Origin of the sequence: Actinoplanes subtropicus (genome assembly GCF_000721705.1) — a bacterium.
Taxonomy (GTDB): Bacteria; Actinomycetota; Actinomycetes; order Mycobacteriales; family Micromonosporaceae; genus Actinoplanes; species Actinoplanes subtropicus.
Genome location: NZ_JOJL01000037.1, coordinates 82,709 through 107,069 on the forward strand (window position 1 = coordinate 82,709; position 24,361 = coordinate 107,069).

Annotated in this window: 21 protein-coding genes; 9 read left to right on the top strand and 12 right to left on the bottom strand. The window is 71.7% G+C overall.

Features of this window, described 5'->3' with window-relative positions; all coding sequences use genetic code 11:
- Nucleotides 1–104 precede the first annotated feature (104 nt).
- The 5 genes from IH26_RS0141105 to deoC form a co-directional block, all read right to left on the bottom strand.
- Nucleotides 105–2,528, bottom strand: a complete 2,424-nt coding sequence (locus IH26_RS0141105; RefSeq protein ID WP_030441706.1) for a hypothetical protein — start codon at nt 2,526–2,528, stop codon at nt 105–107.
- 44 nt (nt 2,529–2,572) lie between these two features.
- Entirely contained in the window at nt 2,573–3,427 is an 855-nt protein-coding gene (locus tag IH26_RS0141110; RefSeq protein WP_030441707.1) for a hypothetical protein, read from the bottom strand.
- 71 nt (nt 3,428–3,498) lie between these two features.
- On the bottom strand, nt 3,499–4,353 hold the full coding sequence (locus IH26_RS0141115; RefSeq protein WP_425394445.1) for an aldehyde dehydrogenase family protein: 855 nt from the start codon (nt 4,351–4,353) through the stop codon (nt 3,499–3,501).
- On the bottom strand, nt 4,346–5,764 hold the full coding sequence (locus IH26_RS0141120; RefSeq protein WP_030441709.1) for an aldehyde dehydrogenase family protein: 1,419 nt from the start codon (nt 5,762–5,764) through the stop codon (nt 4,346–4,348). The genes IH26_RS0141115 and IH26_RS0141120 overlap by 8 nt, the downstream gene beginning before the upstream one ends.
- Nucleotides 5,765–5,772: 8 nt before the next feature.
- Entirely contained in the window at nt 5,773–6,699 is a 927-nt protein-coding gene (deoC, locus tag IH26_RS0141125) for a deoxyribose-phosphate aldolase (RefSeq protein ID WP_030441710.1), read from the bottom strand.
- A gap of 59 nt (nt 6,700–6,758) precedes the next feature.
- Here deoC and upp point away from each other — a divergent pair, with 59 nt between their 5' ends.
- Nucleotides 6,759–7,391 (top strand): uracil phosphoribosyltransferase, encoded by a 633-nt coding sequence (gene upp, locus IH26_RS0141130; RefSeq protein ID WP_030441711.1) that lies wholly within the window; start codon nt 6,759–6,761, stop codon nt 7,389–7,391.
- 131 nt (nt 7,392–7,522) lie between these two features.
- On the opposite strand, the gene IH26_RS0141135 is transcribed toward upp, so the two are convergent.
- A complete protein-coding gene (locus IH26_RS0141135; protein ID WP_030441712.1) occupies nt 7,523–8,206 on the bottom strand; it encodes a GOLPH3/VPS74 family protein in 684 nt (227 codons plus the stop codon).
- Nucleotides 8,207–8,257: 51 nt separating this feature from the next.
- Complete coding sequence (gene galE / locus IH26_RS0141140) at nt 8,258–9,265, bottom strand: UDP-glucose 4-epimerase GalE (protein ID WP_030441713.1); 1,008 nt, start codon at nt 9,263–9,265, stop codon at nt 8,258–8,260.
- Nucleotides 9,266–9,301: 36 nt separating this feature from the next.
- Between galE and IH26_RS0141145 the strand changes: the two genes are divergently transcribed.
- Nucleotides 9,302–9,790 (top strand): NUDIX hydrolase, encoded by a 489-nt coding sequence (locus tag IH26_RS0141145; protein WP_030441714.1) that lies wholly within the window; start codon nt 9,302–9,304, stop codon nt 9,788–9,790.
- 150 nt (nt 9,791–9,940) lie between these two features.
- Here the strand turns inward: IH26_RS0141145 and IH26_RS0141150 are convergent, their stop codons facing one another.
- Nucleotides 9,941–11,584: a phospho-sugar mutase gene (locus tag IH26_RS0141150; protein WP_030441715.1), complete on the bottom strand. Its 1,644-nt coding sequence runs from the start codon at nt 11,582–11,584 to the stop codon at nt 9,941–9,943.
- A gap of 27 nt (nt 11,585–11,611) precedes the next feature.
- The gene (locus tag IH26_RS0141155) at nt 11,612–13,528 is read right to left on the bottom strand and encodes a serine/threonine-protein kinase (protein WP_030441716.1); all 1,917 of its coding nucleotides are present in this window, start codon (nt 13,526–13,528) and stop codon (nt 11,612–11,614) included.
- Between the two features lie 207 nt (nt 13,529–13,735).
- Between IH26_RS0141155 and IH26_RS0141160 the strand changes: the two genes are divergently transcribed.
- Together IH26_RS0141160 and IH26_RS0141165 are read left to right on the top strand one after the other, a co-directional pair.
- Nucleotides 13,736–15,301 (top strand): acyl-CoA mutase large subunit family protein, encoded by a 1,566-nt coding sequence (locus tag IH26_RS0141160; RefSeq protein WP_030441717.1) that lies wholly within the window; start codon nt 13,736–13,738, stop codon nt 15,299–15,301.
- A 252-nt stretch (nt 15,302–15,553) separates the two neighbouring features.
- Complete coding sequence (locus IH26_RS0141165) at nt 15,554–16,810, top strand: amidohydrolase (protein WP_030441718.1); 1,257 nt, start codon at nt 15,554–15,556, stop codon at nt 16,808–16,810.
- Nucleotides 16,811–16,927: 117 nt separating this feature from the next.
- Here IH26_RS0141165 and IH26_RS0141170 read toward each other — a convergent pair whose 3' ends face one another.
- Nucleotides 16,928–17,878, bottom strand: a complete 951-nt coding sequence (locus tag IH26_RS0141170; RefSeq protein WP_051809422.1) for a DUF4349 domain-containing protein — start codon at nt 17,876–17,878, stop codon at nt 16,928–16,930.
- A gap of 108 nt (nt 17,879–17,986) precedes the next feature.
- Here IH26_RS0141170 and IH26_RS0141175 point away from each other — a divergent pair, with 108 nt between their 5' ends.
- From IH26_RS0141175 to IH26_RS0141190, 4 genes are all read left to right on the top strand, one after another.
- A complete protein-coding gene (locus IH26_RS0141175; protein WP_030441720.1) occupies nt 17,987–18,619 on the top strand; it encodes an MBL fold metallo-hydrolase in 633 nt (210 codons plus the stop codon).
- A 1-nt stretch (nt 18,620) separates the two neighbouring features.
- Nucleotides 18,621–19,556 (top strand): hypothetical protein, encoded by a 936-nt coding sequence (locus tag IH26_RS0141180; protein WP_030441721.1) that lies wholly within the window; start codon nt 18,621–18,623, stop codon nt 19,554–19,556.
- Between the two features lie 66 nt (nt 19,557–19,622).
- Entirely contained in the window at nt 19,623–20,360 is a 738-nt protein-coding gene (locus tag IH26_RS0141185; protein ID WP_030441722.1) for an SCO6745 family protein, read from the top strand.
- 69 nt (nt 20,361–20,429) lie between these two features.
- The gene (locus IH26_RS0141190) at nt 20,430–21,431 is read left to right on the top strand and encodes a GNAT family N-acetyltransferase (protein ID WP_030441723.1); all 1,002 of its coding nucleotides are present in this window, start codon (nt 20,430–20,432) and stop codon (nt 21,429–21,431) included.
- A 4-nt stretch (nt 21,432–21,435) separates the two neighbouring features.
- Here IH26_RS0141190 and IH26_RS0141195 read toward each other — a convergent pair whose 3' ends face one another.
- A complete protein-coding gene (locus IH26_RS0141195; RefSeq protein ID WP_030441724.1) occupies nt 21,436–21,897 on the bottom strand; it encodes a gamma-glutamylcyclotransferase in 462 nt (153 codons plus the stop codon).
- Nucleotides 21,898–21,982: 85 nt separating this feature from the next.
- Between IH26_RS0141195 and IH26_RS0141200 the strand changes: the two genes are divergently transcribed.
- Nucleotides 21,983–23,428, top strand: coding sequence for an NAD(P)H-quinone dehydrogenase (locus tag IH26_RS0141200; protein ID WP_030441725.1), 1,446 nt, complete (start codon nt 21,983–21,985; stop codon nt 23,426–23,428).
- Here the strand turns inward: IH26_RS0141200 and IH26_RS0141205 are convergent.
- Nucleotides 23,358–24,194, bottom strand: a complete 837-nt coding sequence (locus IH26_RS0141205) for a VTT domain-containing protein (protein WP_030441726.1) — start codon at nt 24,192–24,194, stop codon at nt 23,358–23,360. The two genes, IH26_RS0141200 and IH26_RS0141205, sit on opposite strands and share 71 nt — an antisense overlap.
- Nucleotides 24,195–24,361: the final 167 nt, after the last annotated feature.

Here is a 24,361-nt window from a genome sequence, read left to right on the forward strand (position 1 = left end):
GGGCTATCGCCCGCGGAGCGAAGCGGAGCCAGCCAGCTCAGCGATAGCGGACATGGCAGTGGCCGCGGTCCCAGATAGGGTCGCGGCCACTCAGGAAAGAGTCCCTACCGGGAGCCGTAGTTCGCGTTGTTGTTGTTCCGGTACTCGTCGGCGCCCTCGCGGTCGCGGGTGAAATCCCACCCGCCGGCCGACTCGCGACCCGGGCGGCCACCCATCGCGAACCCGCCGATCTCCTGACCCCGGCGCCAGCCACGGAAGTAGCCCGTGGTGTGCGCCGCGATGCTCGCCGCGTCGCGCACGATGCGCAGCGGGCGCTCGTCGCGCAGCGGGGAGCCCGGCACCAGGTTGGCCTGCGGGACCCGCTTCGGCAGCCCGGCCGGGGTCTCCGCCGCGATCTCGGGCGTGGCCGCGCGCTCGGCGGCCCGCCACCCGCTGTCGTTCGGGTTGGCCCAGTCGAGATCGGCCGACGTGTCGGTGTGCCCGGTGAACCAGGCCGAGCGAGCCGCCGCGAAGATCAGCAGGTCGGTGTCGTTGCTGTCGGCCCCGACCGGCGGCGTGGTGCTGCGGTCGAGCGCGGTCAGCTTGGTGCTCGTGGAACTGGTCATGCTCGGCGCGGAGACGCTGCGGCGGACCGTGCCGGTGCGGCCGCGCTCGCCGTCGACCACCCGCAGCGAGGGCGGCTCGCTGATCGGCGGCAGGTCGGTGACCGTCGTCTCCAGGCCGCTGGCGCCCAGCTGGGACTCCACCAGGCGCAGGGCCGGCGGCTCCTTGGGCATGTCCTGCCAGGGCGGCTTGACCCGGCCGGTGTCGGTCGGCGGCGCGCTGATCGAGGCGGCCTCGTCGCCGCTCGGGTTGATGAGCGGCCAGTTCGCCCGGGAGCCGGGCTCGGCCGGCTCGGGTCGCTGGGTCTGCATCGGCAGCGACGAGTAGTCGGTGGCGCTGCCCGGGGCGGCCGGGCTCGACGGCGCGCGGCTGGGCCGCGGCGGGATGACCGTGCGCTGCCGCTCGGCGCGGGCACTGTTGATCGCCGCGTTGGTGAGCGTGGCCCGGAACGGCTGCCCGCTCTCGGCCGGCGACACCGAGGCGGGAGGCAGCGAGCCACCGGACAACGGCACCTCGGCGAACGAGGGTGGCGACGACGCCCCTCCGGCGAACGAGGGTGGCGACGACGGCCCCCCGGCGAATGAGGGCGGCGACGACGGCGACAGCGGTGCCGGGGGCGCCGAGGACGTCGGCCGGGTGGGCGGCAATGACGCCGCCGGGTACGCGGCCGGCGACGACGGCGCCGCGGCCGCGGCGGGCCGCGAGCCGGGCGTGATCGGCGTCATGCCGGGCGGGGGCGGCGGCACCGAGACCGGGCGATTGCTCGGGCCCGGCGCGCGGTTGGGGAACATCGCCGCGGCGGCGGGCGCCGCGGGCGGCGGGGTGACCGGGCGCGGCGCGAGCGGCGGCGGGGCCACCGGGTCGGGCGCGACCGGCGGCGCGTTCATCGGCCGCGGGACGGCGCCGGGGCCGGTGCTGGTCGGCTCGTGGCGGCTGCGCCGACCGGCGGCGGCCGGCGGGACGGAGCGCAGCGCGGCCGCGGCAGCCGCGGCGGCCGCGGCGGCCGGCTCGGCCCGGCGGGTGGTCGGCGTGCTGCGCGAGGCGATCGTGCCGATCAGCGAGGCGCAGGCGGCGTCGCAGGCGCGGACCGCGGCGATCGCCTTGCGGACCGTCTCGGCGGCGGCCGGGGCGAGCGACTTGTTGACCCCACCGCGGCGGGGGGACTCGCTGATCGCGACCTGCAGCGCGGTGACCGCGGCGATGATCTCGTCGTCGGTGCCGGCGCCGGCGCGGATCAGCTCGGCCGCGACCTGCTCGGCGACCTGCTGCGGCTCGGCGCCCTGCGAGGTGAGCCGGCCCGGCTCGGGCAGCGCGTCGAGGACGGAGAGGGCGAGCGCGTGGGACGGATCCGGATAGGCCCGGAGGGCCGCGGGGTAGAGCTCGCGGAGCACCTCACGCAGCGCAACGGCGGCCGCGTTACGGCCCGTCAGCAGCGCCACGTGGGCGGCCAGGACCGGCTTGTAGCTGACCAGCTCGCGGGGGGTGGTCTGGTTGACCGCGGCGATCGCGCCGGCCTGCAGCGCCCGGGCCAGGCCCACGGCACGACGGGCGGCCGGCGGCGCCTGCATCTCCTCGATCGAGTCGTCGTCGGCGAAGCGCTCGGCGAAGTCGTCGGTGGTGTCGTCGTCGGTGACGACCAGTGGCCGGCCCGCCGCGGTGAGCAACGAGGTGACCAGGTGATCGTCGCTGTCGGCGGCCACCGCGGCGTCGGTGAACCCACTCGTCCGTTCCACGAGCAGCATGCCCAGCTCGGCGTAACCGCCGGGGTCGTCGCTGATCTCGTGGACGCCGAGCAGCCGGCCTGCGTCATCAACCACGGCGACGGTCAGCTGCGCGGCTGAGGCCGCACGCACCGAATCATCAGCCGACGCGAGACCGCAGTACACGCGCACGAGCGCCACGGCGTCGTCCTCCTCCCCGGGGATGGGATGCTGTCGTTGGCCAAGCACTGATGGTCCCTGGTTAGGGGTCAGTCGCGCCAGTCCACAGCGGCAGAGATCTTGCCGATTACCGAGCGCCATCCGAGACTTGCCTGTTGTGCCCCGATTTTCTTCAATCGACGGCGACCGAAGAATCCACCCATCCCCCCGCTTTCCGCGGACCGGAGGGCCTCGTCGAGGTCATCGAGCGGCGAGCCGGGCGACAGGGCCAGGATCACCGGGTTGAGCCGAAGAGCATACCCCAGGTCGCGAGCCACCTCGCCGGCCGCGATGAGCAACGGCAGGTCCCACGTATCGTGCCCGCCGCGCAGGTTTTCCACCACGAGGTCGAGCTCGTAGCGGTCGTCCGGCGACGGGTCGATGTCGGTCGACTGTACCCGCTCGGCCAGGGTCGCCCAGCTGTCGAGTTGTGCGAGGTCGTGCGGTGCACCCGATCGAATGAAGGAGACCAGCGACTCGGGGCTCTTGAAGGCGAGCAGGCGGCCCTTGTGACTGAGGAACATGGGCACTTCCTCGTCGGCAGGCTCCGCCTCCTTTTCCTCCTCCTCGAAGTCGGCCGGGTCGGGCTCGTCACCCTTTTCCGCGGCGGCGTCCTCCTCGCCCTCGGCCAGCAGGGCCTGGAACTCCTCGTCGACGATGATCTCTTCCTCGTCGTCGGCGGTGGAGCCGCCCTTGCGGGCGTCGAACAGGTCTTCCTCCTCGACCGTCTCGGTCGGGGTCAGCTCGGACGACATCCGGAAGGCGCGCAGGGTCAGCGCGACACCGGCCGGCAGGGCGATCTCGACCGGCTCGATCCGGACGTCCTCCCAGAGCTCCTGGCCGGAGAGACCGGACTTCTCGTCCACGGGCGTGGACGCCTCGGACTCGTCGGACTGGCTGGCCACGGTGACCTCCGGGATGACATGCGCTCGGCTGGACGGTGATTCTGCCGACACACCCTAATAGGCGTGCCTGTTCAATACCCCTTCGGGTGCCAGACCGTCTTCGTCTCCAGCAAAGCGGTCATCGGCCGCAGGCCCGGGTCGGCCGTGAAGTCGACCTTGCCGCGCGGGCGGAGGACCCGCTTGAGCGTGCCCGAGGCGGTCCGTTCCAGCTCGGCAGCCAGTTCCGGGTCGGTCACGCCGGTCAGGTCGAGCGCGTTGACGTCGTCGTGCGAGGCGAGCCAGGGCGCGGTCTCGGCGGCGTGGCCGGTGAGGATGTTGACCACCCCGCCGGGCACGTCCGAGGTGGCCAGGACCTCGGCCAGGGTGATCGCCACCTGCGGGCCGGCCGCCAGCACCACCACGGTGTTGCCGGTGACGATCGCCGGGGCGACCACACTGACCAGGCCGAGCAGCGACGCCGGGGCGACCACGCCGACCACGCCGGTGGGCTCGGGCGAGGAGATGTTGAAGAACGGGCCGGCCACCGGGTTGGCGTTGCCGGCCAACTGGGCGATCTTGTCGGACCAGCCCGCGTACCAGATCAGGCGGTCGATCGCGGCGTCCACCTCGGCGGCCGGGACGCCCAGGGCGGCGAACTCGGCCCGGCGCGCCTCGACCATCTCGGCTATCCGGTAGACGACCTGGCCGCGGTTGTACGCGGTGGCACCGGCCCACTTGGGCTGGGCCTTGCGGGCCGCCACGACCGCGTCGCGCGCGTCCTTGCGGGAGGCGAGGGCCACGTTGTCGCCGTCCACGAGATAGGTCCGTCCTGACTCGCTGCGCGGGAAGGTCCCGCCGACATACAGCTTGTAGGTCTTACGCACCGAAAGGCGCACGGGAGCCGCCGCGGCGGCCTTGGGCGCCTTGGTGGGTGCTGACTTAGGCAAGGTACGCCTCCAGGCCGTGCCGGCCACCCTCGCGGCCGTAACCGGATTCCTTGTAACCGCCGAACGGCGACGTCGGGTCGAACTTGTTGAACGTGTTGGCCCAGACCACGCCGGCCCGCAACTGGTCGGCGACGGCCAGGATCCGGGAACCCTTCTCGGTCCAGATGCCGGCCGACAACCCGTACGGCGTGTTGTTGGCCTTTTCGATCGCCTCCTCCGGGGTCCGGAAGGTCAGCACCGACAGCACCGGTCCGAAGATCTCTTCGCGGGCGATCCGGTGCGCCTGGGTCACCCCCGTGAAGATGGTCGGGGCGAACCAGAAGCCGCGATCGGGCAGCTCACACGGCGGCGACCAGCGCTCGGCGCCCTCCGAACTGCCAATTTCCGACAATTCGGTAATCCTGGCGAGCTGGGCCGCCGAGTTGATCGCGCCGATGTCGGTGTTCTTGTCCAGCGGGTCGCCCACCCGCAGCGTCGCCATCCGGCGCTTCAGCGAGGTGAGCAGTTCCTCGAAAAGAGACTCCTGCACCAGCAGCCGGGAGCCGGCGCAGCAGACGTGCCCCTGGTTGAAGAAGATGCCGTTGACGATGCCCTCGACCGCCTGGTCGATCGGCGCGTCGTCGAAGACGATGTTGGCCGCCTTGCCGCCCAGCTCGAGCGTGAGCTTCTTGCCGGTGCCGGCCACCGAACGGGCGATCTGCCGGCCCACCTCGGTCGAGCCGGTGAAGGCGACCTTGTCGACATCCGGGTGTTCCACCAGATAGCGGCCCGTGTCGCCGGCGCCCGTGATGATGTTGACGACGCCCGGCGGGAGGTCGGCCTGTCGGCACACGTCGGCGAAGAAGAGCGCCGACAGCGGGGTGGTCTCGGCCGGCTTGAGCACCACCGTGTTGCCCGCGGCGAGCGCCGGCGCGATCTTCCACGCCAGCATGAGCAGCGGGAAGTTCCACGGGATGACCTGGCCGGCCACGCCCAGCGGCTTCGGGTCGGGGCCGAAACCCGCGTACGCCAGCTTGTCGGCCCAGCCCGCGTAGTAGAAGAAGTGCGCGGCGACCAGCGGCAGGTCGACGTCGCGCGACTCCTTGATCGGCTTGCCGTTGTCCAGCGACTCGAGGACGGCCAGCTCGCGGGAGCGCTCCTGGATGATCCGGGCGATCCGGAAGAGGTACTTGGCGCGCTCGGCGCCGGGCAGCGCCGACCAGGGGCCGAAGGCGCGCCGGGCGGCGGCGACCGCGCGATCCACATCCTCCGGCGCGGCCATGGCGACCTCGGCCAGGACTTCCTCGCTGGCCGGGTTGATCGTCTTGAAGGTGCCCTTGCCGTCGGAGAACTGACCGTCGATGAAGAGGCCGTAGGTGGGCTCGATGGTGACGATCGAGCGGGATTCCGGCGCGGGAGCGTAATCGAACATGTGCGGCCTCAGTCCAGCGTGAAGTAGTCCGGACCGGCGTAGTGGCCGGTGGTGAGCTTGGTGTGCTGCATCAGCAGGTCGTTGAGCAGCGAGGAGGCGCCGAAGCGGAACCAGTCGGGGGAGAGCCAGTCGTCGCCGACCGTCTCGTTGATCAGCACCAGGTACTTGATGGCGTCCTTCGTCGTCCGGATGCCGCCGGCCGGCTTGACACCCACCTGACGCCCGTGCTCGGCGCGGAAGTCGCGCACCGCCTCCAGCATGATCAGCGTGACCGGGAGGGTCGCCGCGACCGGGACCTTGCCAGTGGAGGTCTTGATGAAGTCGGCGCCGGCCAGCATCGCCAGCCAGGAGGCGCGGCGGACGTTGTCATACGTGCCGAGCTCGCCGGTCTCCAGGATGACCTTGAGGTGGGCCGCGCCGCACGCCTCCTTGACCGCCACGATCTCGTCGAACACCTTGGCGTAGTCGCCGGCCAGGAACGCGCCCCGGCTGATCACCATGTCGATCTCGTCGGCGCCGGCGGCCACCGCGTCGCGGGTGTCGGCCAGCTTCACGTCCAGCGGGGCCTGCCCGGACGGGAACGCCGTGGCCACGCTGGCCACATGCACCCCGCTGCCGGCCAGCACCGCCGCGGCGGTCGGGACCATCGAGGGGTAGACGCAGACCGCGGCGACCGACGGGCAGCCCGGGTCGGCCGGGTCGGGACGCAGCGCCTTCGCCGAGAGAGCGCGGACCTTGCCCGGGGTGTCGGCGCCCTCGAGGGTGGTCAGGTCGACCATCCGGATCGCCAGGTCGATGGCCTTCGCCTTCGCCGTCGTCTTCACCGATCGGGTGCCGAGCGCGGCCGCCCTGGCCTCGACGCCCACCTTGTCGACCCCGGGAAGCCCGTGCAGGAGGGCCCGCAGGGTGCCGGTCGACGTCGCTGTCGCAGTCATGAAAGGGATTCTACGCGGGGCGTTAACATATGATCTTGATGGACCGGTAGGTTGTCGCCGTGGACGTACTCGTTGTAGATCACCCGCTGGCCCAGACCCGGCTCACCGCGATGCGCAACGCGGAGACCGACTCGGGCGTGTTCCGTGCCTCTCTGCACGAGCTCACCACGATGGTCGTCTATGAGGCGGCCCGCCTGTTCGCCGTCGAGAAGTACCCGATCACCACTCCGGTCGCGCCCGCCGAGGGCATCCGGCTGGCCAACCCGCCGCTGATCGTCCCCGTGCTCCGGGCCGGCCTGGGCATGGCCGACTCGGCGCTGGCCCTGCTTCCCGAGTCGTCGATGGGCTTCGTCGGCCTGGCCCGCGACGAGCACACCTTCGAGCCGCGGGCCTACATGGAGTCGCTGCCCGCCGACCTGGCCGGCCAGCCGGTCCTGGTCCTCGACCCGATGCTGGCCACGGGTGGCTCGCTGCTGCACTGCTGCCGCCTGCTGGTCGAGCGCGGCTGCACCGACGTCATCATCTGCTGCGTGCTGGCCGCCCCCGAGGGCATCGAGCGGCTGGACCAGTCCGGGCTCCCGTTGCGCCTGGTGACCGCCTCGATCGACCAGGGCCTGAACGACAAGGCCTACATCGTCCCCGGCCTGGGCGACGCCGGCGACCGCCAATTCGGCGGCATGCGCCGCTTCTGACTTCCGCGGCCCAAGACCTGGTCGTCTCCCTTTCGCACTTTGGCCGTACGGGTCAGCGGAGTCCCCGGCACACCGGGGACTCGTGTGCATTCGTACGGCCAAAGCGCGAAAGAGAAACGCTCAGGTCTCCATCACGCGGGTTTCGGGGCGCCGAGGGCGGCGGAGATCGCCTTGCCGAGGGTGTAGACGACCAGGGCGACGGCCGGGCGGACGACCGAGTCCTCCAGGTTCGCGGAGCCGGAGAAGCCGGCGCCGGCGGCGATCTCCTCGAGGCGCTGGTGGGCCCGCGCGGACTCCTCGGCCGGCAGGCGGAGCGCCGGCTCCATCCGGCTGGCGACCAGCAGGGTGGCCAGCGCGGCCGTGCGCTCGTCGCAGATGCTCTCGCCGGTCAGTGCCTCGGCCAGGCGGCGGCGGATCTCGGCCTCGAAGGCCGGGTCGGTGGTCGGGTAGCGATGGATGTGGATGTATTCCATCTGGGTCTCGTCGACGTCCTGCACCACGCCGCGGGCCACCAGGTCCTCCAGCACGCGGGTGCGCAGCCGGTGCCGCAGGCGCTGCACCCACTGGCTCGGCGTGTGCGGCTCGTCCGCGGCCGCCTTGGCCAGCACCGAGTCGGCGATCGGCTCGCCGGTCGGGGTCGGGTCGAGGACCTTCAGGTAGCCGTCGGAATACGCTATCCGCCCCGCCAGCGCCAGGTCGACCAGCACGGCCGCGGACATGCCGAGGTCGAGCCCGATGCGGGAGCCGGTCGCCTTGCCGGTCTGGTCGTCGTAGGCGAGGAGGAGCAATTCCTCGGCGAGCGGAATGGTGGTCATGGGACGCAACGATAGTGTCCCGAGTCACGCGGAACGATCGCCAGGTCGGGTCTAAAGGCCCGCCAGGTCGGGCAGAACTCGATCTCGCTGGGCAAACCATGCCAACGTGTCCCGGATGCCGTCGGCGACCGAGTGCTCGGGCCGCCAGCCCAGCAGCTCCGTGGCCCGGGCGCCGCGGGTGTACGCCCCCGCCTGGTCGCCCGGCCGGCGCGGTGACCGCTCGACCGCGACGGGCTCGTCGACCACCCGGTTGAACGCCTCGACCAGCTCGAAGACCGTGGTGCCGGTGCCGCTGCCCAGGTTGATCACGGTGGACCGCCCGCCGGCGGCGAACAGCGAGTCGAAGGCATCGAGCGCGCGCAGGTGGGCGTCGGCGAGATCCCACACGTGGACGTAGTCGCGGATGCCGGAGCCGTCCCGGGTCGGGTAGTCGGTGCCGGTGACCCGGAACGGCACGCCGTGGCGGTACGCCTCGATCAGTTTGCCCAGCGCGTGGCTCGGCGCCGGCATTTGCGGGCCGGTCCGCATCTTCGGGTCGGCGCCGATCGGGTTGAAGTACCGCAGCGAGAGCACCCGCAGCGGGGTGGCCGCGGCGATGTCGGTGAGCATCTGCTCGACCACGAGCTTGGTTCGCGCGTACGGGCTCGAGGCGGCCAGGGCCGAGCTCTCGTCGACGCTGAACTCGTCGTTCGGCTGGTAGATCGACGCCGACGAGCTGAACACCAGGCGGGTGACGCCGCGCGCGATCAGCCGGTCGACCAGCTCGAGCGTCTTGGCCACGTTCTCCCGGTAGTAGTGGATCGGCCAGGTCACCGACTCGGGCACCACGATCAGCGCCGCGCAGTGCACCACGGCCGAGATGTCCGGATGGTCGGCGAAAATCCGGTCGAGAACCGCCTGGTCGGCGATGTCGCCCTGGTAGAACGGCCGGCCCTCGGCGAACTCACGACGACCGGTCACGAGATTGTCCAGGATCACCGGCTGGTGTCCCACGTCGATCAGGCAGGACGCGATCGTGCTCCCGATGAAGCCGGCGCCACCGGCGACGAGGACCTTCACACGGACCCTATCGGGCCGGATGCGCACAATTGTTAGGTGAAAGCGACCCTGGCCACCCTCGGGTACCTCTTCTCCGAGGACGGCAAGAGCATCCTGATGATCCGCCGCGACGCCCGCCCCGACGACATCCACTACGGCTACTACAACGGCCTCGGCGGCAAGCTGGAGCCCGGCGAGGACGTGGCCGCCGGCATGCGCCGCGAGATCCGCGAGGAGGCCGGCCTCGACTGCCACACCCTCGACCTCGCCGGCACCATCTCCTGGCCCGGCTTCGGCAAGGACGGCGGCAACTGGTTCGGCTTCCTGTTCCGCATCCGCTCGTGGAGCGGCACCCCGCTGACCGCCAACCACGAGGGAACCCTGCACTGGATGCCGATATCCGACGTCCTGGCCGGAAACCTCCCGATGTGGGAGTCCGACCGCCACTTCCTCCCGTTGGTCTTCGCCGACGCCCCCGAGACTTTCCACGGCGTCATGCCCTTCACCAACGGCAAAGCTGTCAGCTGGTCCTATTCGACCCTCTAAAAACCCGCGCGAGACCTGGTCGTTTCTCTTTCGCACTTTGGCCGTACGGGTCAGATGAGTCCCCCGTGTGCCGGGGCCGCTGGTTGCAACACCGGCCCCGACTCCGGCTTCCGGGCGGGCCCGGCCCAAGACCTCACGCCGGCCTGACGGTCACACCCCGAGCGCGGCGGCGACCTCCTGGCGGAGGACCTGGAGGGCGGAGGACGCGCGGGTGCGGGCCGTTGCCACGTCGCCGTCGTCGACCGGTTCGACTACCTCCAGGTAGGCCTTGAGCTTGGGTTCCGTGCCGGACGGGCGGATCACTACGCGGGCGGCGGCGGTTCGGATCGTCAGGACGTCGTTTTCCGGCAGCAGGTCGTCGACGGCCGTCACCGGGGCGCCCAGCAGGGCTGCGGGCGGTTCGCGGCGGGCGCGGGCCATCAGGGCGCCGATCTCGGCCAGGTCGTCGACGCGGACCGAGAGCTGGTCGGTCGCGTGCACGCCGAACTCGGCCGCCAACTCGTCCAGCCGGTCGGCGATCGTCTGGCCGGACTCCATCAGCCCGGCCGTGAGCTCGGCGGCGGTCAGCGCCGCGGTGATCCCGTCCTTGTCGCGGACCAGGGACGGCGCGACGCAGTAGCCGAGCGCCTCCTCGTAGCCGAAGGCCAGCTCCTCGGCGGCCCGCACGATCCACTTGAAGCCGGTCAGGGTCTCGGCGTAGGGCACGCCGCGGGCCGCGCACAGCCGGCCCAGCAGCTGCGACGAGACGATCGTCGTCGCGTACGTGCCGGGCACCCCCCGCCGGATCAGGTGGTCGGCGAGCAGTACGCCCAGCTCGTCCCCGCGCAGCGGCCGCCACGAGCCGTCGCCGGCCGGGATCGCCAGCGCGCACCGGTCGGCGTCCGGGTCGTTCGCGATCGCCAGGTCGGCGCGGCACGCCTTGGCCAGCGCGAGCAGCTGGTCCATCGCCCCGGGCTCCTCCGGGTTGGGGAAGGAGACCGTGGGGAACTCCGGGTCGGGCTCGGACTGGTCGGTCACCGGCACCGGCACGCCGAACCCGGCCGTGGCGAACGCGGCGGCCAGCGTGCCGCCCCCGACGCCGTGCAGCGGGGTGTAGACCACGGTCAGGTCGCGCGGCCCGCCGGGGGTCAGCACGGCGGCGGCGCTCTGCACGTACCCCTGCACGATCTTCTCGTCGAGCAGCGTGCCCGGCACGCCCAGCCGGACCCCGGCGATCGGCCCGACCGCGCGGATGGCCGCCTCGATACCGGCGTCGGCCGGCGGCACGATCTGCGCGCCGGCGCCGCCCGGGCCGCCGAGCTGGCGTCCGAGGTAGACCTTGTAGCCGTTGTCCTGGGGCGGGTTGTGGCTGGCGGTGACCATCACGCCGGCCACCGCGTCGAGCGCCCGCACCGCGTAGGCGAGCACCGGGGTGGGCAGCGTCGAGGGCATGACCAGCGCCTCGCGCCCGGCGCCGGTGGCGACCCGCGCGGTGCGCTCGGCGAAGTCCCGGGAGCCGTAGCGGGCGTCGTAGCCGATCACCAGCGGGCCGTCGCCGCCCTGCTCGTCCAGCCAGGCGACCAGCCCGGCCGCCGCCCGGGTGACCACCGCGAGGTTCATCCCGTTCGGCCCGGCCCGCAGGCGGCCGCGCAGGCCGGCCGTGCCGAAGGTCAGCGGGCCGGCGAACCGGTCGCGCAGCTCCTCGGTCGTGCCGGGCAGTCCGTCGATCAGCTCGCGAAGCTCGGCCCGGGTCTGCGGGTCGGGGTCGTCGGCGAGCCAGGCCTCCGCGGTCGCTCTCAGTTCTTCAGGCGCCATCTGGGATTGATAGCACGTGAGGAGAAGTCAGGCGTCGGTGAGGGTGTAAGTCTTGATCATTTCGTCGAAAATCGGCTTGCTGTCGGCGAACTGCGCCTCGCTCGAGGTCACGTAGAACGAGTACGCCTTGCCGCCGGTGACCACCGCGCCCCACAGGCCGTGCCGGCTTTCGTCGCCGGTGCCGCAGGTGTACTCCAGCACCCCGCCGTCCTTGCCGGAGATCGTGGTCTTGTTGAGGCTGACCCGGTTGTACGGCTCCGGGCAGCTGGCCGCGTTCTTCTTCAGGTTCTTCTCGGCGATGCCCAGGAAGCTGGTGGGCGTGCCGGAGCCCTTCTCCACCAGGATGCGGACCTTGCGCTTGGCGTCCGCCGGGTCGACGTAGTCGACGTAGCTGCTGGCCGCCTTGCGGGTCCAGCCCTTCGGCACCTGCACCTGGATGCCCCGGTCGTTGTACTGCTGGGTCGGGAACGAGGGCGTCGTCTGCTGGCTGCCGGTCGCCTTGGCCACCGGCGTGGTCGGCGTCTTGCCGCCCCCGCCCAGGCTGAACAGCAGCACCAGCACGACCACCACGGCGAGCGCGCCGCCGCCGGCGATCAGCTGCTTGTTGCGCGGCCAGCCCTGGACGGTCGCGGCGGCCTTGCCGGCCGCCGCCTTCGCCGTGCCGACGGTCTTGTTGATCATCGCGGCGCGCCGGGCGGCCGGGCTGGCGACCACGGTGTCGCCGAACGGCTCGCGGGCCGCCCGGGCGCCGTTCCACGCCTCGCGCGGCGGCAGCACGTTGGTCGGGTCGGCCGGCTGGCCGGCCGGCATCAGCCCGGTCGGGCTGCCCGCCAGCTGGGTCTCGTCCGGATCGGCGGCCCGCCGCCGCCGGCCGGGCGCCGGGGCGTTGCTCTGCTGCAGCTTGGCCAGGTGGTCGGTGAGCGACTGGCCGGGCGGGAGCATGGCCCGGCCGCCGATCTGACCGCTCGGCTGGGGCGGCAGCGGCTGGGTCTCGACCGGCTGGGCCGGCGGCCGCTGCGCGGGGACCACCGCGTACGGGTCGGTCGCCATGTGCGGCGGGCTGGTGCTGGCCAGCGGGCCGGCCAGCTGCTGCCGGAGCATGGTGCGCGCGGTCTGCACGTCCATCCGGCGGGCCGGGTCCTTCTCCAGCAGGCCCATCAACACCGGGGTGAGCGAGCCGGCCCGCACGGCCGGGGCCGGCGGGTCCTCGACCACCGCGTGCATGGTCTCGATCGGGTCGCCCTTGTCGAACGGCGGACGGCCCTCGACCGCGGTGAACAGCGTGACGCCGAGCGAGAACAGGTCGCTCGGCGGGCCGAAGTCGCTGCCCATCGCCCGCTCGGGGGAGATGAAGTGCGGCGAGCCGAGCACCATGCCGGGCGTGGTCAGCTGCACGTCGGTCGGCATCCGGGCGACGCCGAAGTCGGTCAGCACGCAGCGGCCGTCCGAGCAGATCAGCACGTTGGCCGGCTTGACGTCGCGGTGCAGCACGCCGTGCGCGTGGGCGACCTCGAGGGCGCCGAGCAGGGCGATGCCGATCTTGGCGACCACGCGGGGCGTGACCGGGCCGTCCTCGATCACCATGTCGGCGAGGCTGCGGGCGTCCAGCAGCTCCATCACGATCCACGGCCGGCCGTTCTCGTGCACCACGTCGTAGACCTGCACCACCGCGGGGTGCTGCAGCGCGGCCGCGGCGCGGGCCTCGCGCATGGTGCGTTCATACATCGCGTCGCGGTCGCTGGGGGCCAGGCCAGGCGGGAGGACGACCTCTTTCACGGCCACGTCCCGGCGCAGCAGCGTGTCCGCCGCTCGCCAGACCGTGCCCATGCCGCCGTGCCCCACCGCCGCGCGGAGCGTGTACCGCCCGCCGATGAGCGTGCCCGGGGCTGCGCGTCCGCTGGTGGGAGCCGTGTTGCCGCCGCTCCACGTCGGAATCTGAGTCACTGAGGATGCCACCGAGGGGATGTAGGGGGCTGTCGACCAACCCCGCTATCTTGCCGGTTGGGTACCCCGATTTGAAAGTCGCGACGCCGACGATCCGGTTAACTCGACCGTCCGTGAGCGAGAAACTGCAGCGTGTCGCAATTTTCGGACGCTGTGTGCAAAACTCCTCACCCTCCCGCGCCTGAACGAAGCTTTAGGATCACGGTTGTGAACTCTGAGTCGGGTTTCGAGATCAAACCGGTCTACCGCCCCGGGGACGTGCCGGCCGACACGCCGATCGGCGAGCCGGGCGAGTTCCCGTACACCCGGGGTGTCTACCCGACGATGTACACCAAGCGGCCCTGGACCATGCGGCAGTACGCCGGCTTCGGCACCGCCGCCGAGTCCAACGCCCGCTATCACCAGCTGCTGAAGGCCGGCACGATGGGCCTGTCGGTCGCCTTCGACCTGCCCACCCAGATGGGCTATGACTCGGACGACCCGATCGCGCACGGCGAGGTCGGCAAGGTCGGCGTGGCGATCGACTCGATCGACGACATGCGGCAACTGTTCGACGGCATCCCGCTCGACCAGGTCTCCACCTCGATGACGATCAACGCGCCGGGCTCGGTGTTGCTGCTGCTCTACCAGCTGGTGGCCGAGGAGCACGGGGTGCCGGGCAGCGCCCTGCAGGGCACGATCCAGAACGACATCCTGAAGGAGTACATCGCCCGCGGGACGTACATCTTTCCGCCGAAACCGTCGTTGCGCCTGGTCGCGGACACCTTCGCGTACTGCCGGGCGGAGATCCCGAAGTGGAACACCATCTCCATCTCGGGCTACCACATGGCCGAGGCCGGCGCCTCGCCCGCGCAGGAGATCGCCTTCACCCTGGCCAACGGCATCGAGTACGTCCGGGCCGCGCTCGCCGCCGGCCTGGCCGTCGACGACTTCGCGCCCCGGCTGTCGTTCTTCTTCGTGGCCCGCACCACCCTGCTCGAGGAGATCGCGAAGTTCCGCGCGGCCCGCCGGATGTGGGCCCGGATCATGCGGGAGGACTTCGGGGCGAAGGATCCGAAATCGCTGATGCTGCGGTTCCACACGCAGACCGCCGGCGTGCAGTTGACCGCCCAGCAGCCCGAGGTGAACCTGGTCCGGGTGGCGATCCAGGCGCTCGGCGCGGTGGCCGGCGGCACCCAGTCGCTGCACACCAACGCGTACGACGAGGCCATCGCCCTGCCCACCGAGAAGTCGGCCCGGCTCGCGCTGCGCACCCAGCAGGTGCTCGCCTACGAGTCCGGCCTGACCGGCACGGTCGACCCGTTCGCCGGCTCGTACGCGATCGAGGCGCTGACCGACGAGGTGGAGGCGGCGGCGACCCGGCTGATCGAGCGGGTCTTCGCGTACGGGTCGGCGGTCGACGCGATCGAGCAGGGCTTCCAGAAGGAGGAGATCGAGACGTCGGCGTACCGGATCGCGAACGAGATCGACGCCGGGGAGCGGGTCGTGGTCGGGGTCAACCGATTCACCTCGGAGGCGGAGGAACGGTACGAACCGCTCCGGGTCGACCCGGCGATCGAGGCGGCCCAGGTGGCACGCCTGGCGGAACTGCGGGCGAACCGGGACGGACCGGCCGTCGAGGCCGCGCTGGCGGATTTGGCGAAGGGCGCCCAAGGCGCGGACAACGTCCTACCGTTGATGAAAGAGGCGTTGCGGCTACGTGCCACCGTAGGCGAGGTATGCCACACCCTGCGTGGCGTGTGGGGCGTCTACCAACCGGTGGAGCGTTTCTGAATCGGACTCGTGGTGTGGGTCATCACCTCCCCGGTCCGTTACACGTTGTAGGAGGTGGTGGGCTAGATGCTTCGCCGGGACGACACCCCGAGCATCTCCCACGCCGCCATCGAAGGCTCTTATCAGGGCATTCGTGACCCTACGCAACTCAGCGTGCACGGGAATGACGTTGCACAGCGTCACCGAAATAGGTCTAAGCTGTCGCGCGTCAAGCAAACACGACAAACCTTCGAGAGCGATACGGAAACCGACGTGACTACTACTCTCTCGGCGCCTGAAGAGGCCCCAGAAGAGTGGCCCGGGCCGCTGCCCGGCGCCGAGCCCCTGCCCGGCCGGCTGGACCGCTGGCTCGCCGTACACGGCGCGGAGCTCGTAGCGATTCGTCGGCACATTCACTCCCACCCCGAGCGCTCGCACCACGAGTTCGAGACCGCCGCGCTGATCGCCCGGGAACTGGCCGTGGCCGGCCTGTCGCCGCGGCTGCTGCCCAAGGGCAACGGCGTGATCTGCGACATCGGCGAGGGCGACCGGGTGGTGGCGTTCCGGGCCGACCTGGACGCGTTGCCGCTGGCCGACCTCAAGGACGTGCCGTACCGGTCGACCGTCGACGGGGTGGCGCACGCCTGCGGGCACGACGTACACACGACGGTTCTGCTCGGTCTTGGTCTTGCCCTGGCGCAGCTCGCCGAGCAGGGCAAGCTGCCCGGCAAGGTCCGGCTGATCTTCCAGCCGGCCGAGGAGAGCATCCCGTCCGGCGCGCCCGAGGTGGTCGCGGCCGGCGGGCTCAAGGACGTGGTCGCGATCTACGCGCTGCACTGCTACCCGCAGCTGCCGGCCGGCCTGGTCGGCGTGCGCTCCGGCCCGTTCACCGCGGCCGCGGACATCGTCCAGGTCAAGCTGACCGGTCCCGGCGGCCACACCGCCCGGCCGCACTTGACCGCCGACCTGGTGCACGCGCTGGGCCGGGTGGTGGTCGACGTGCCGGCCCTGGTGGACCGGCGGATCGACCCGCGGGCCGGGGTCTCCATGGTGTGGGGCTCGGTGCACGCCGGCGAGGCGTTCAACGCGATCCCGGCCGAGGGCCGCGCCACCGGTACGGTCCGCATCCTGAGCCGCGAGGCCTGGCGGGAGGCGCCCGAGCTGATCACCCAGCTGATCCGCGACGTGGTCGCCCCGACCGGCGCCGAGGTCGAGGTCACCTACCAGCGCGGCATGCCGCCGGTAATCAACGACCGGATGGCCACCGCGGTCATCGCCGGTGCCGCCGGCGCCGCGCTCGGCGCCGACCGCGTAGTCGAGGCCGAGATCAGCATGGGCGGCGAGGACTTCTCGTTCTACCTCGACCACGTGCCCGGCGCCATGATCCGCCTGGGCACCGGCTTCCCGGGCTCCGACAAGCGCTACGACCTGCACCAGGGCAGCTTCGACGTAGACGAAAGCGCCATCGGCTACGGCGTGCGCGTCTTCGTCCACACCGCGCTCGCGGCCCTGTCGACGGGCGCCTTCTAGCTGCATTCGGTTTCGCGCTTCCACCGTACGAGCGTCAGACGAGCCCCCGGCGTGCCAGGGCCGGTAGCCGCAACAACAGCTCCGACCCCGGCCGCCGGGCGGGCCCGGCTCAAGACGCTAGATCTCGTCGGCGGGTTTCTCCGGGAGAGCCGGCGCCAGCTTGGGCGTGATCCTCGGCTTGTAGCGGCGGTACAGGTAGAACGCAAGCCAGAGGGGCAGGCCGATGACGACCGCCCAGGGCAGCAGGGCGCCGACGACGGTCAGCACTACCTTCAGCGATGCCAGCAGGGCGTGCCAGCCGGCCGTCAGGCCGCCGAGGAAGCCGCCGGGGTTCTCCTCCTTCGGCTTCGGGGCGGGGGCGGTGGGGGCGAGGAAGGTGGCGGTGATGGTGGACAGTGCGGTGAGGTCCGCCAGGTTTCGCTTCTTTGCCTGCAGGGACGCCAGGTCGGACTCCCGGGTGGCCACCTCCTTCTCCAGCATCACCAGGTCGTTCAGCGTCTTGGCCTGGGCCAGCAGCCGCCGCCCACTGTCCACCCTGGCCTGCTGCACCTGGATCCGGGCGTCCAGGTCCACGGTCTGCTCGGTGACATCCTCGGTGTTGATCTCGCGGTGCTCCTCGGTGCCGAGCCGCGAGAGCTGGTTGACGACGGTGGTGAACTTGTCGGCCGGGATGCGGAGCGTCATCGTGGCGGTGTCCGCGCCGCCCTCCCCGGTGGTGCGGTTGTCGGCGCCGATGAAACCGCCGGCCGTCGCGGCGATGCCGGTCGCCTGATCCGCGGCGGCGTTCACGGAATCCTTCACGCGAACCGTGATGCCGCCCCGATAGATGATCGACCGCTGGTCGACGGCGAGATCCGGCGACTGCTGGGCCGGCTGGTCCTTGCCGGTCGCGGGTTGCTGGTCGACCGCTGCGCCGCCCTCGGCCCGCTGCGGCGCGTTCGCCTTGTCCGCCGACATGCCGGACGAGGTCGACGCGCTGTTGCTCCCGGAGCTGCAGCCGGTCAGCAAGGCCCCCGCGACCAGCGCGGCGGCGAAGATGTATGTCGTTCTCCGATGGTTGATGCGCATGTTTTCTCCGATCCCCGTTCGAACGTGCACCTGGGACGTACGGCACAGGTATCCCGGTTCCGGCAGACTGCGTGGTGAGCGGTTACGAATCGGCAGCGGAGGAGTCCCGTGCGCATCACGAAGTACACGCATTCCTGCGTCCGGCTGGCCGGCGACGGAGTGCTGGTCGTCGATCCGGGCGAGTTCAGCGAGCGGTCCGCCCTGGACGGCGCGGACGCCGTACTGATCACCCACGAGCACCCGGACCACCTGGATCTCGCGGCCCTTACCGAGGCCGCCGAGCGCCGCCCGGGCCTGCGCGTCTACGCGCACGAGCAGGTGCTGCCCAAGCTCGCCGCCTTCGGCGACCTCGCGACCGCGGTGGGTCCGGGTGCGAGTTTCGCTGCCGCCGGTTTTGCCGTACGCGCGTTCGGCGGCCAGCACGCCCTGATCCACCCGGACATCCCGCGGATCGCCAACCTGGCCTACCTGATCGGCGACGACGGCACGAACGTCTACCACCCCGGCGACTCGTTCACCATCCCGGAGGACACGGTCGTGGACACGCTGTTCGTCCCGTTGAATGCTCCGTGGATGAAGCTCATGGAGTCGATCGATTTCGTCCGCGCGGTCCGGCCGGCCCGCGCCTTCGCGCTGCACGACGGGCTGCTGAACCCGACCGGCGCGCAGATCTCCGACGGCCACCTGACCCGGCTCTCCGGCACCGCCTACGCGCACGTGGCGCCCGGCACCACGATCTGACGTGCCGAGCGTGACCGACGCCCTGATCCAGCGGCTCTACGAGGAGCCGCCGGACGGTTTCGTGGCGGCCCGGACCGCCGCGATCAACGACGCCAAGCAGGCCGGCGACCGGGAGGCCGCGAAGCGGCTCGCCGCACTGAAGAAGCCGACCGTGGCCGCCTGGGTGGTCAACCTGCTGGCGCTGCGCCGGCCGGACCTGATCGAGGAGCTGGTCGACCTGTCCACCGCCCTGCGCGACGCCCAGCGTGGCCTGGACGGCGACCAGCTGCGCGAGCTGAACGCGCAGCGGCGGAAGGTGGTCTCGGCGCTGGTCGGCGCGGCCCGCAAGCTGGCGACCGAGGCGCTCGCCGCCGACCCCCGGGGCCGCGCCGAGGCGGCCAAGCTGCCGTTGGGCGAGGTGGAGGCGACGCTCACCGCGGCGCTGGCCGAGCCGGCGGTGGCAGCCCAGGTCCGGACCGGGCGGCTGATCCGGGCGGCCGCCTACGCCGGTTTCGGCGAGGTGCCGCGGCCCCGGCTGCGCCTGGTCAGCGACACCGACACCGACGCCGACGAGACCGAGGGCGACGCCGACGAGGGCGAGGTGGTGGAGTTCCCGCAGCAGTCCTCGCGGGATCGGCATGCCGCCGAGCGCCGGCGCCTCTGGGAGCAGCGCCGCCGGGAACTGCGCCGCGAGCTGAGCGCGGCGCAGGCCGCCGAGCGCCGGGCGGACGAGCAGTTGGAGCGGGCCGAGGCGGCCGAGCGGGACGCCGGGCACCGGGTCGAGGACCTGGACGCCGAGCTGGCCGAGCTGGAGCGGCGGCGCACCGAGGCGCAGGCCGACGTGGCCCGGCGCAAACAGGCCCGGCGCGTGGCGGAGCGGGAGACGGCCGCCGCCCGGCGGCAGGTCGGTGACGTACAGGCGGCTCTTGAAGATCTTGAATCGGACGAGCCCGATTGATCCGATTCGCTCGTCCGATCACCGTGAAATATTTCCAGAACGGACGTGGGGGAGCAGAATCACCGCGTGACCCCCGAACAGGCTGCCGCCAACGCCATGAAGGGGCTCGCCACGATCGTCGGTGCCTTCGCCGAGTCACCGCAGACGCTGCGCCGCGCGCGGCTGCTGGGGCTCTCCGGCTGGGCCTACCACGTGTCGGCGCGGGCTGGTGCGCTCGGCGAGGTGAGACCCGAGACGGTGGCCGCGGCCATCGGTTTCATCGCTCCGGAGGCCGTCATCGACGGCTGGGAGTCGACCGCCAAGTCGTCGGCGCCGATGGAGGTGGCCAGCTGGCACCTGCACGAGCTGTGCAAATGGGGCATCGGGCAGATCGGCGGCTTCCCCCGCCTAGTGCGGCTGCTCGAGCTGGCCGGCCAGGTGGTGGACGCGGTCGACCTCGCCGCGCTGCCGCTGTTCGCCGCGTGGCGGGCGATGCCGGTGCCGGACCAGGCGCCGGGCGCGCGGGCGGCGGTGATCCTGCACCTGCTGCACGAGCACCGGCTCGGGGTGCACCTGGTGGCCGTGCGGGCCAGCGGGCTCACCCCGCTGGAGGCGATCATCGCGGGGCCGGAGGGGGAGACGGGGGCGGTCGCGTTCGGCTGGCAGCCGCCGTACCCGTCGGCGGGGCCGATCGTGCGCCGGCTGATGTGGGCCGACTCGGTGGCGGACGCGCTGGCCGGCCAGGCGTACGCGGCGCTGGACCTGGCCGAGCGCATCGAACTGGTCGGCCTGCTGGAGTCGCTGAGCCAACGCCTGGCCCGCTGATCCGCGCCCGTCGATGCGCGGCGGCGAAATTCGGTCGCCCGGGGCGGGCGTTCGTGGTCCGATGCTGGGATGACCGTTGCCGCGACGACCGCGCTGCCCGCGGGCTGGCGCGCGCGCCGGCCGACGCTCGAGGACGTGCCGGCTCTTCTGGCGCTGGTGCATGCCAGCGACATCGCGGCCACCGGCGTGCCCGATTTCACCGCCGACGAGGTGCGCGAGCGGCTGACCGATCCGCATACCGACATGACGGTGGACAGCTGGCTCGCCCTCGACGAGACCGGCGCGATCGCCGGCTGGACGTATCCGCACAACGCGAACGGCGGAGATTCCGACTTCCTCGAGGTCTTCGTGCACCCCGAGCGCGGCCGCCCGGCGATCCGCCCGCTGCTCGACTTGATCATGGGTCGGATGGTCGAGCGGGCCGCCCGATTCGGCCACGAGCGGTATCAGGTGCGGGCCGGCGCGATCCCGACCGAGCGGCCCTACATCGAGGCGCTCACGGAGGCCGGCTTCGTCTTCTACCGCCAGCACGCCCGCATGCGGATGCCGCTCGACGACGTGTCGCCCACCCCGCCCGAGCCGCCGGCCGGCGCGGTCGTGCGGCCGGTCCGCGGCGACGACGAGGACGACCTGCGCGCCGTGCACGCGGTGATCGAGGAGGCGTTCCGGGACACCGATCATCTGGCCGTCGACTACGAGACCTGGCGCGCCCAGGTGGCCAAGGAGCCGACGGTCTCGTTCGACGAGTGGTTCGTCGCCGAGGTGGACGGCCGGGTCGTCGGGGCGTTGCAGTCGTCCGACTCGGGGATCGACGACAACGAGGGCTGGGTGAAACGGCTCGCGGTGCTCCGGGCGTACCGGAAGAGGGGTTTGGGCGAAGCCTTGCTGCGCCGGGCGTTCGCGGTCTACCGGGCGAAGGGCCGAGCGCATGCCGGCCTCGGCGTCGACCTGGAAAACCCGACCAGGGCGGTCCGGCTCTATCTCGCGGTCGGCATGACGCCGCTCTACCAGGCGAACGTCTACCGCACCTACGTGACGGCCCAGCCGGCGGCGAGCGCGCCCGCCGGCTGAGACGTCAGATCTCCGGGGACGAGGTGGCGCTCGGGCGGCGGCGCAGGTCTTCGACGTAGTCGTCCGGGGCGCCGGCCTTCTCGGCGGCGTTGGCGATCTCGGAGAGATACCACGCCGTGGGCAGGCCGCCCTCGTAGCCGTCGTAGACGTAGACCCACGCCGGGAACTCGCCCTCCAGCGTCAGGACACGCACGGTGAGCTTCTGGTACGCCCCCGCCGTCACCCCCTCGACCTCGTCGAGTTGTGACGCATCCCACGGGTGCACGTCGTAGAGCGAGACGAAGACGCGGTCGCCGGGCGACTCGACGATCGTGGTGACCGCGCCCTCCCAGCCCATTTCCCCCTCACCGGCGAAGGTGAGGCGCCAGCCTTCGATCCACCCCACGCCGATCATGGGCGAGTGCGGACAGTAGGCCCGCATGCGGGCCGGGTCGAGGTTTGAGCCATACGCGGCGTAATGACGCACGGCGATGACGATAGCCCGATACCGCCTTGGTGGAGAATAAAAGAGTGCGTGTCGGCACAGTCGCGTTGTTACGGAGGGGAACGTCGTGAGTCGGATCGTGATCATCGGTGGGGGACCGGGCGGGTATGAGGCGGCCCTGGTCGCTGCCCAGCTCGACGCGGAGGTGACCCTCGTCGAGGCCGACGGCCCGGGCGGCGCATGCGTGCTGACCGACTGCGTTCCGTCGAAGACTTTCATCGCGAGTTCCGAGGTCATGACCGGTTACCGGCACAATGACCGGTTCGGCATCCGCTCGGCCGGGCTGGACGGCGTCACGGTCGACGCGGTGGCGGTGAACAACCGGGTCAAGAAGCTGGCGCTGGCCCAGTCCGCCGACATCCAGGCCAAGCTGGTCAAGGCGGGCGTCGACGTGATCCACGGCCGGGCGCTGCTCGGCGAGGACACTCTCGGCCATACCCACCAGGTGCTGGTGATGCCGCATCAGGGAGGGCCTTCAGTCCGGTCAGGGGCGGGGGCGGGGCGGTCGGATGGGGCCATGTATTCGATCGAGGCCGACACGGTGCTGCTGGCGACAGGCGCCACGCCGCGCGTGCTGCCCACTGCCAAGCCGGACGGCGTGCGCGTCCTCGACTGGCGGCAGGTGTACGACCTCACCGAGCTGCCCGAACACTTGATCGTGATCGGGTCCGGCGTGACCGGCGCCGAGTTCGCCAGCGCGTACCTGGCGATGGGCACCAGGGTGACCCTGGTCTCCAGCCGCGAACGGGTGATGCCGCACGAGGACGCCGACGCGGCGATGGCGATCGAGCGGGTGTTCCGCGAGCGCGGCATGACGATCCTCAACCAGTCCCGGGCCGAGTCGGTGGTGAACACCGGCGAGGGCGTGCTGGTCACCCTCGCCGACGGCCGTACGGTCGAGGGCTCGCACGCGCTGATGGCGGTCGGCGCGATCCCGAACACGGCGAAGCTGGGCCTGCGGGAGTACGGCGTCGACGTCGGCACCGGCGGCTACCTGACGGTCGACCGGGTCTCCCGCACCAACGTGCCGGGCATCTACGGCGCCGGCGACTGCACCGGCGTGCTGCCGCTGGCCAGCGTCGCCGCCATGCAGGGCCGGATTGCGATCTGGCACGCGATGGGCGAGGCGGTGGCGCCGCTGCGGCTGCGTACCGTCTCGGCGAACGTCTTCACCGACCCCGAGCTGGCCACCGTCGGCGTCACGCAGAACGACGTGGACGCCAACCGGGTGCCGGCCCGCCAGGTGATGCTGCCGCTGACCGGCAACGCCCGGGCGAAGATGGCCGACCTGCACGACGGCTTCGTGAAGCTCTTCTGCCGCCCAGCGACCGGTCAGATCGTCGGCGGCGTGGTGGTGGCGCCGAAGGCGAGCGAGCTGATCCTGCCGATCACGATGGCGATCGAGAACAACCTGACCGTGGACCAGCTGGCCCACACGATCACTATCTACCCGTCGCTGTCGGGGTCGATCGCGGAAGCCGCCCGTCAGCTGATGCAGCACGAGCTGCAATGACCTCGGCCTCGGCGGCCACCTCAGCCCCGCCGAGCGCAAAGGCGAGCCGGGCGCCCGCAGCTCTGCCGTTTCCGGCGCCCGGTCCGACGGGCGGCGCGGAGAACCCGGGCCCCGCCAGCGCCGGCCCGCTTTCGGCCTCTTTGCGGCCGCCGAAGAGGGCGAGGAGCCAGCCGGCCGTGCCGAAGACGAGCGCTGCGGTGGCGGCGATCAGGAAGAGCCGCCACGCCGACTGGGTGACGGCCGTCCCGCCGACGTGACCGACCAGGCCGCCGTAGCCTGCCCAGCAGATCGCGGCGGCCGCGTCGTAGAGCACGAAGAGGCGCGCCGGATAGCCGGTGCGGCCGGCCTGGAAACCGGCGGCCATCCGGCCGCCGGGGACGAACCGGCAGAGCAGCAGCACGAGCGGCCCCGGGCGGCGCAGCCCCCGGGTGAAGCGGACCGCCGCCTTGCGGGTCTTGGACTGCTCGCGGGGCGCGTCGTCGTGCCCCGGGGCGTAACGGGCCCGCAGCGCGGCGAGCCGGCCCCGGCCCACGTGGCCGGTGGAGCGGCCGAGCAGGAACGCGATCGTGTCGCCGGCGAACATGCCGGCCGCGCCGATCGCGATCACCATCGGCAGGCTGAGATCGCCGTAGACGGTCAGCGCGCCGGATGTGATCATGATCGCCTGGGTGGGTACCACCGGGATCATCGCGTCGACGGTCAGGAAGCCGAACAACGCCAGATAGGCCCAGAGCGGGGTGGCCACCATCGTCAACAATGCGGTCATCGGCTGGCCACCTCCCCCCGTCGGCTCTCGCCACATTCTTTAGCGAAGCACCTGAGACTGCGCTGTGTTCGGGCTGCGCCCCTGATCAGAGCGCTGCTGTGGGGATAACGACCACGGCGGCAGGAGTGAACCTGCGCCGGTTATTTCCCCCGATTTCATCCCAGCGC

What these genes read in the sequence shown, in the direction of transcription:
- IH26_RS0141120 (WP_030441709.1), bottom strand. Translation starts at nt 5,764, where the DNA reads ATGTTCGATTACGCTCCCGCGCCGGAATCCCGCTCGATCGTCACCATC.
- deoC (WP_030441710.1), bottom strand. Translation starts at nt 6,699, where the DNA reads ATGACTGCGACAGCGACGTCGACCGGCACCCTGCGGGCCCTCCTGCAC.
- IH26_RS0141135 (WP_030441712.1), bottom strand. Translation starts at nt 8,206, where the DNA reads ATGACCACCATTCCGCTCGCCGAGGAATTGCTCCTCCTCGCCTACGAC.
- IH26_RS0141150 (WP_030441715.1), bottom strand. Translation starts at nt 11,584, where the DNA reads ATGGCGCCTGAAGAACTGAGAGCGACCGCGGAGGCCTGGCTCGCCGAC.
- IH26_RS0141170 (WP_051809422.1), bottom strand. Translation starts at nt 17,878, where the DNA reads ATGCGCATCAACCATCGGAGAACGACATACATCTTCGCCGCCGCGCTG.
- IH26_RS0141190 (WP_030441723.1), top strand. Translation starts at nt 20,430, where the DNA reads ATGACCGTTGCCGCGACGACCGCGCTGCCCGCGGGCTGGCGCGCGCGC.
- IH26_RS0141205 (WP_030441726.1), bottom strand. Translation starts at nt 24,194, where the DNA reads ATGACCGCATTGTTGACGATGGTGGCCACCCCGCTCTGGGCCTATCTG.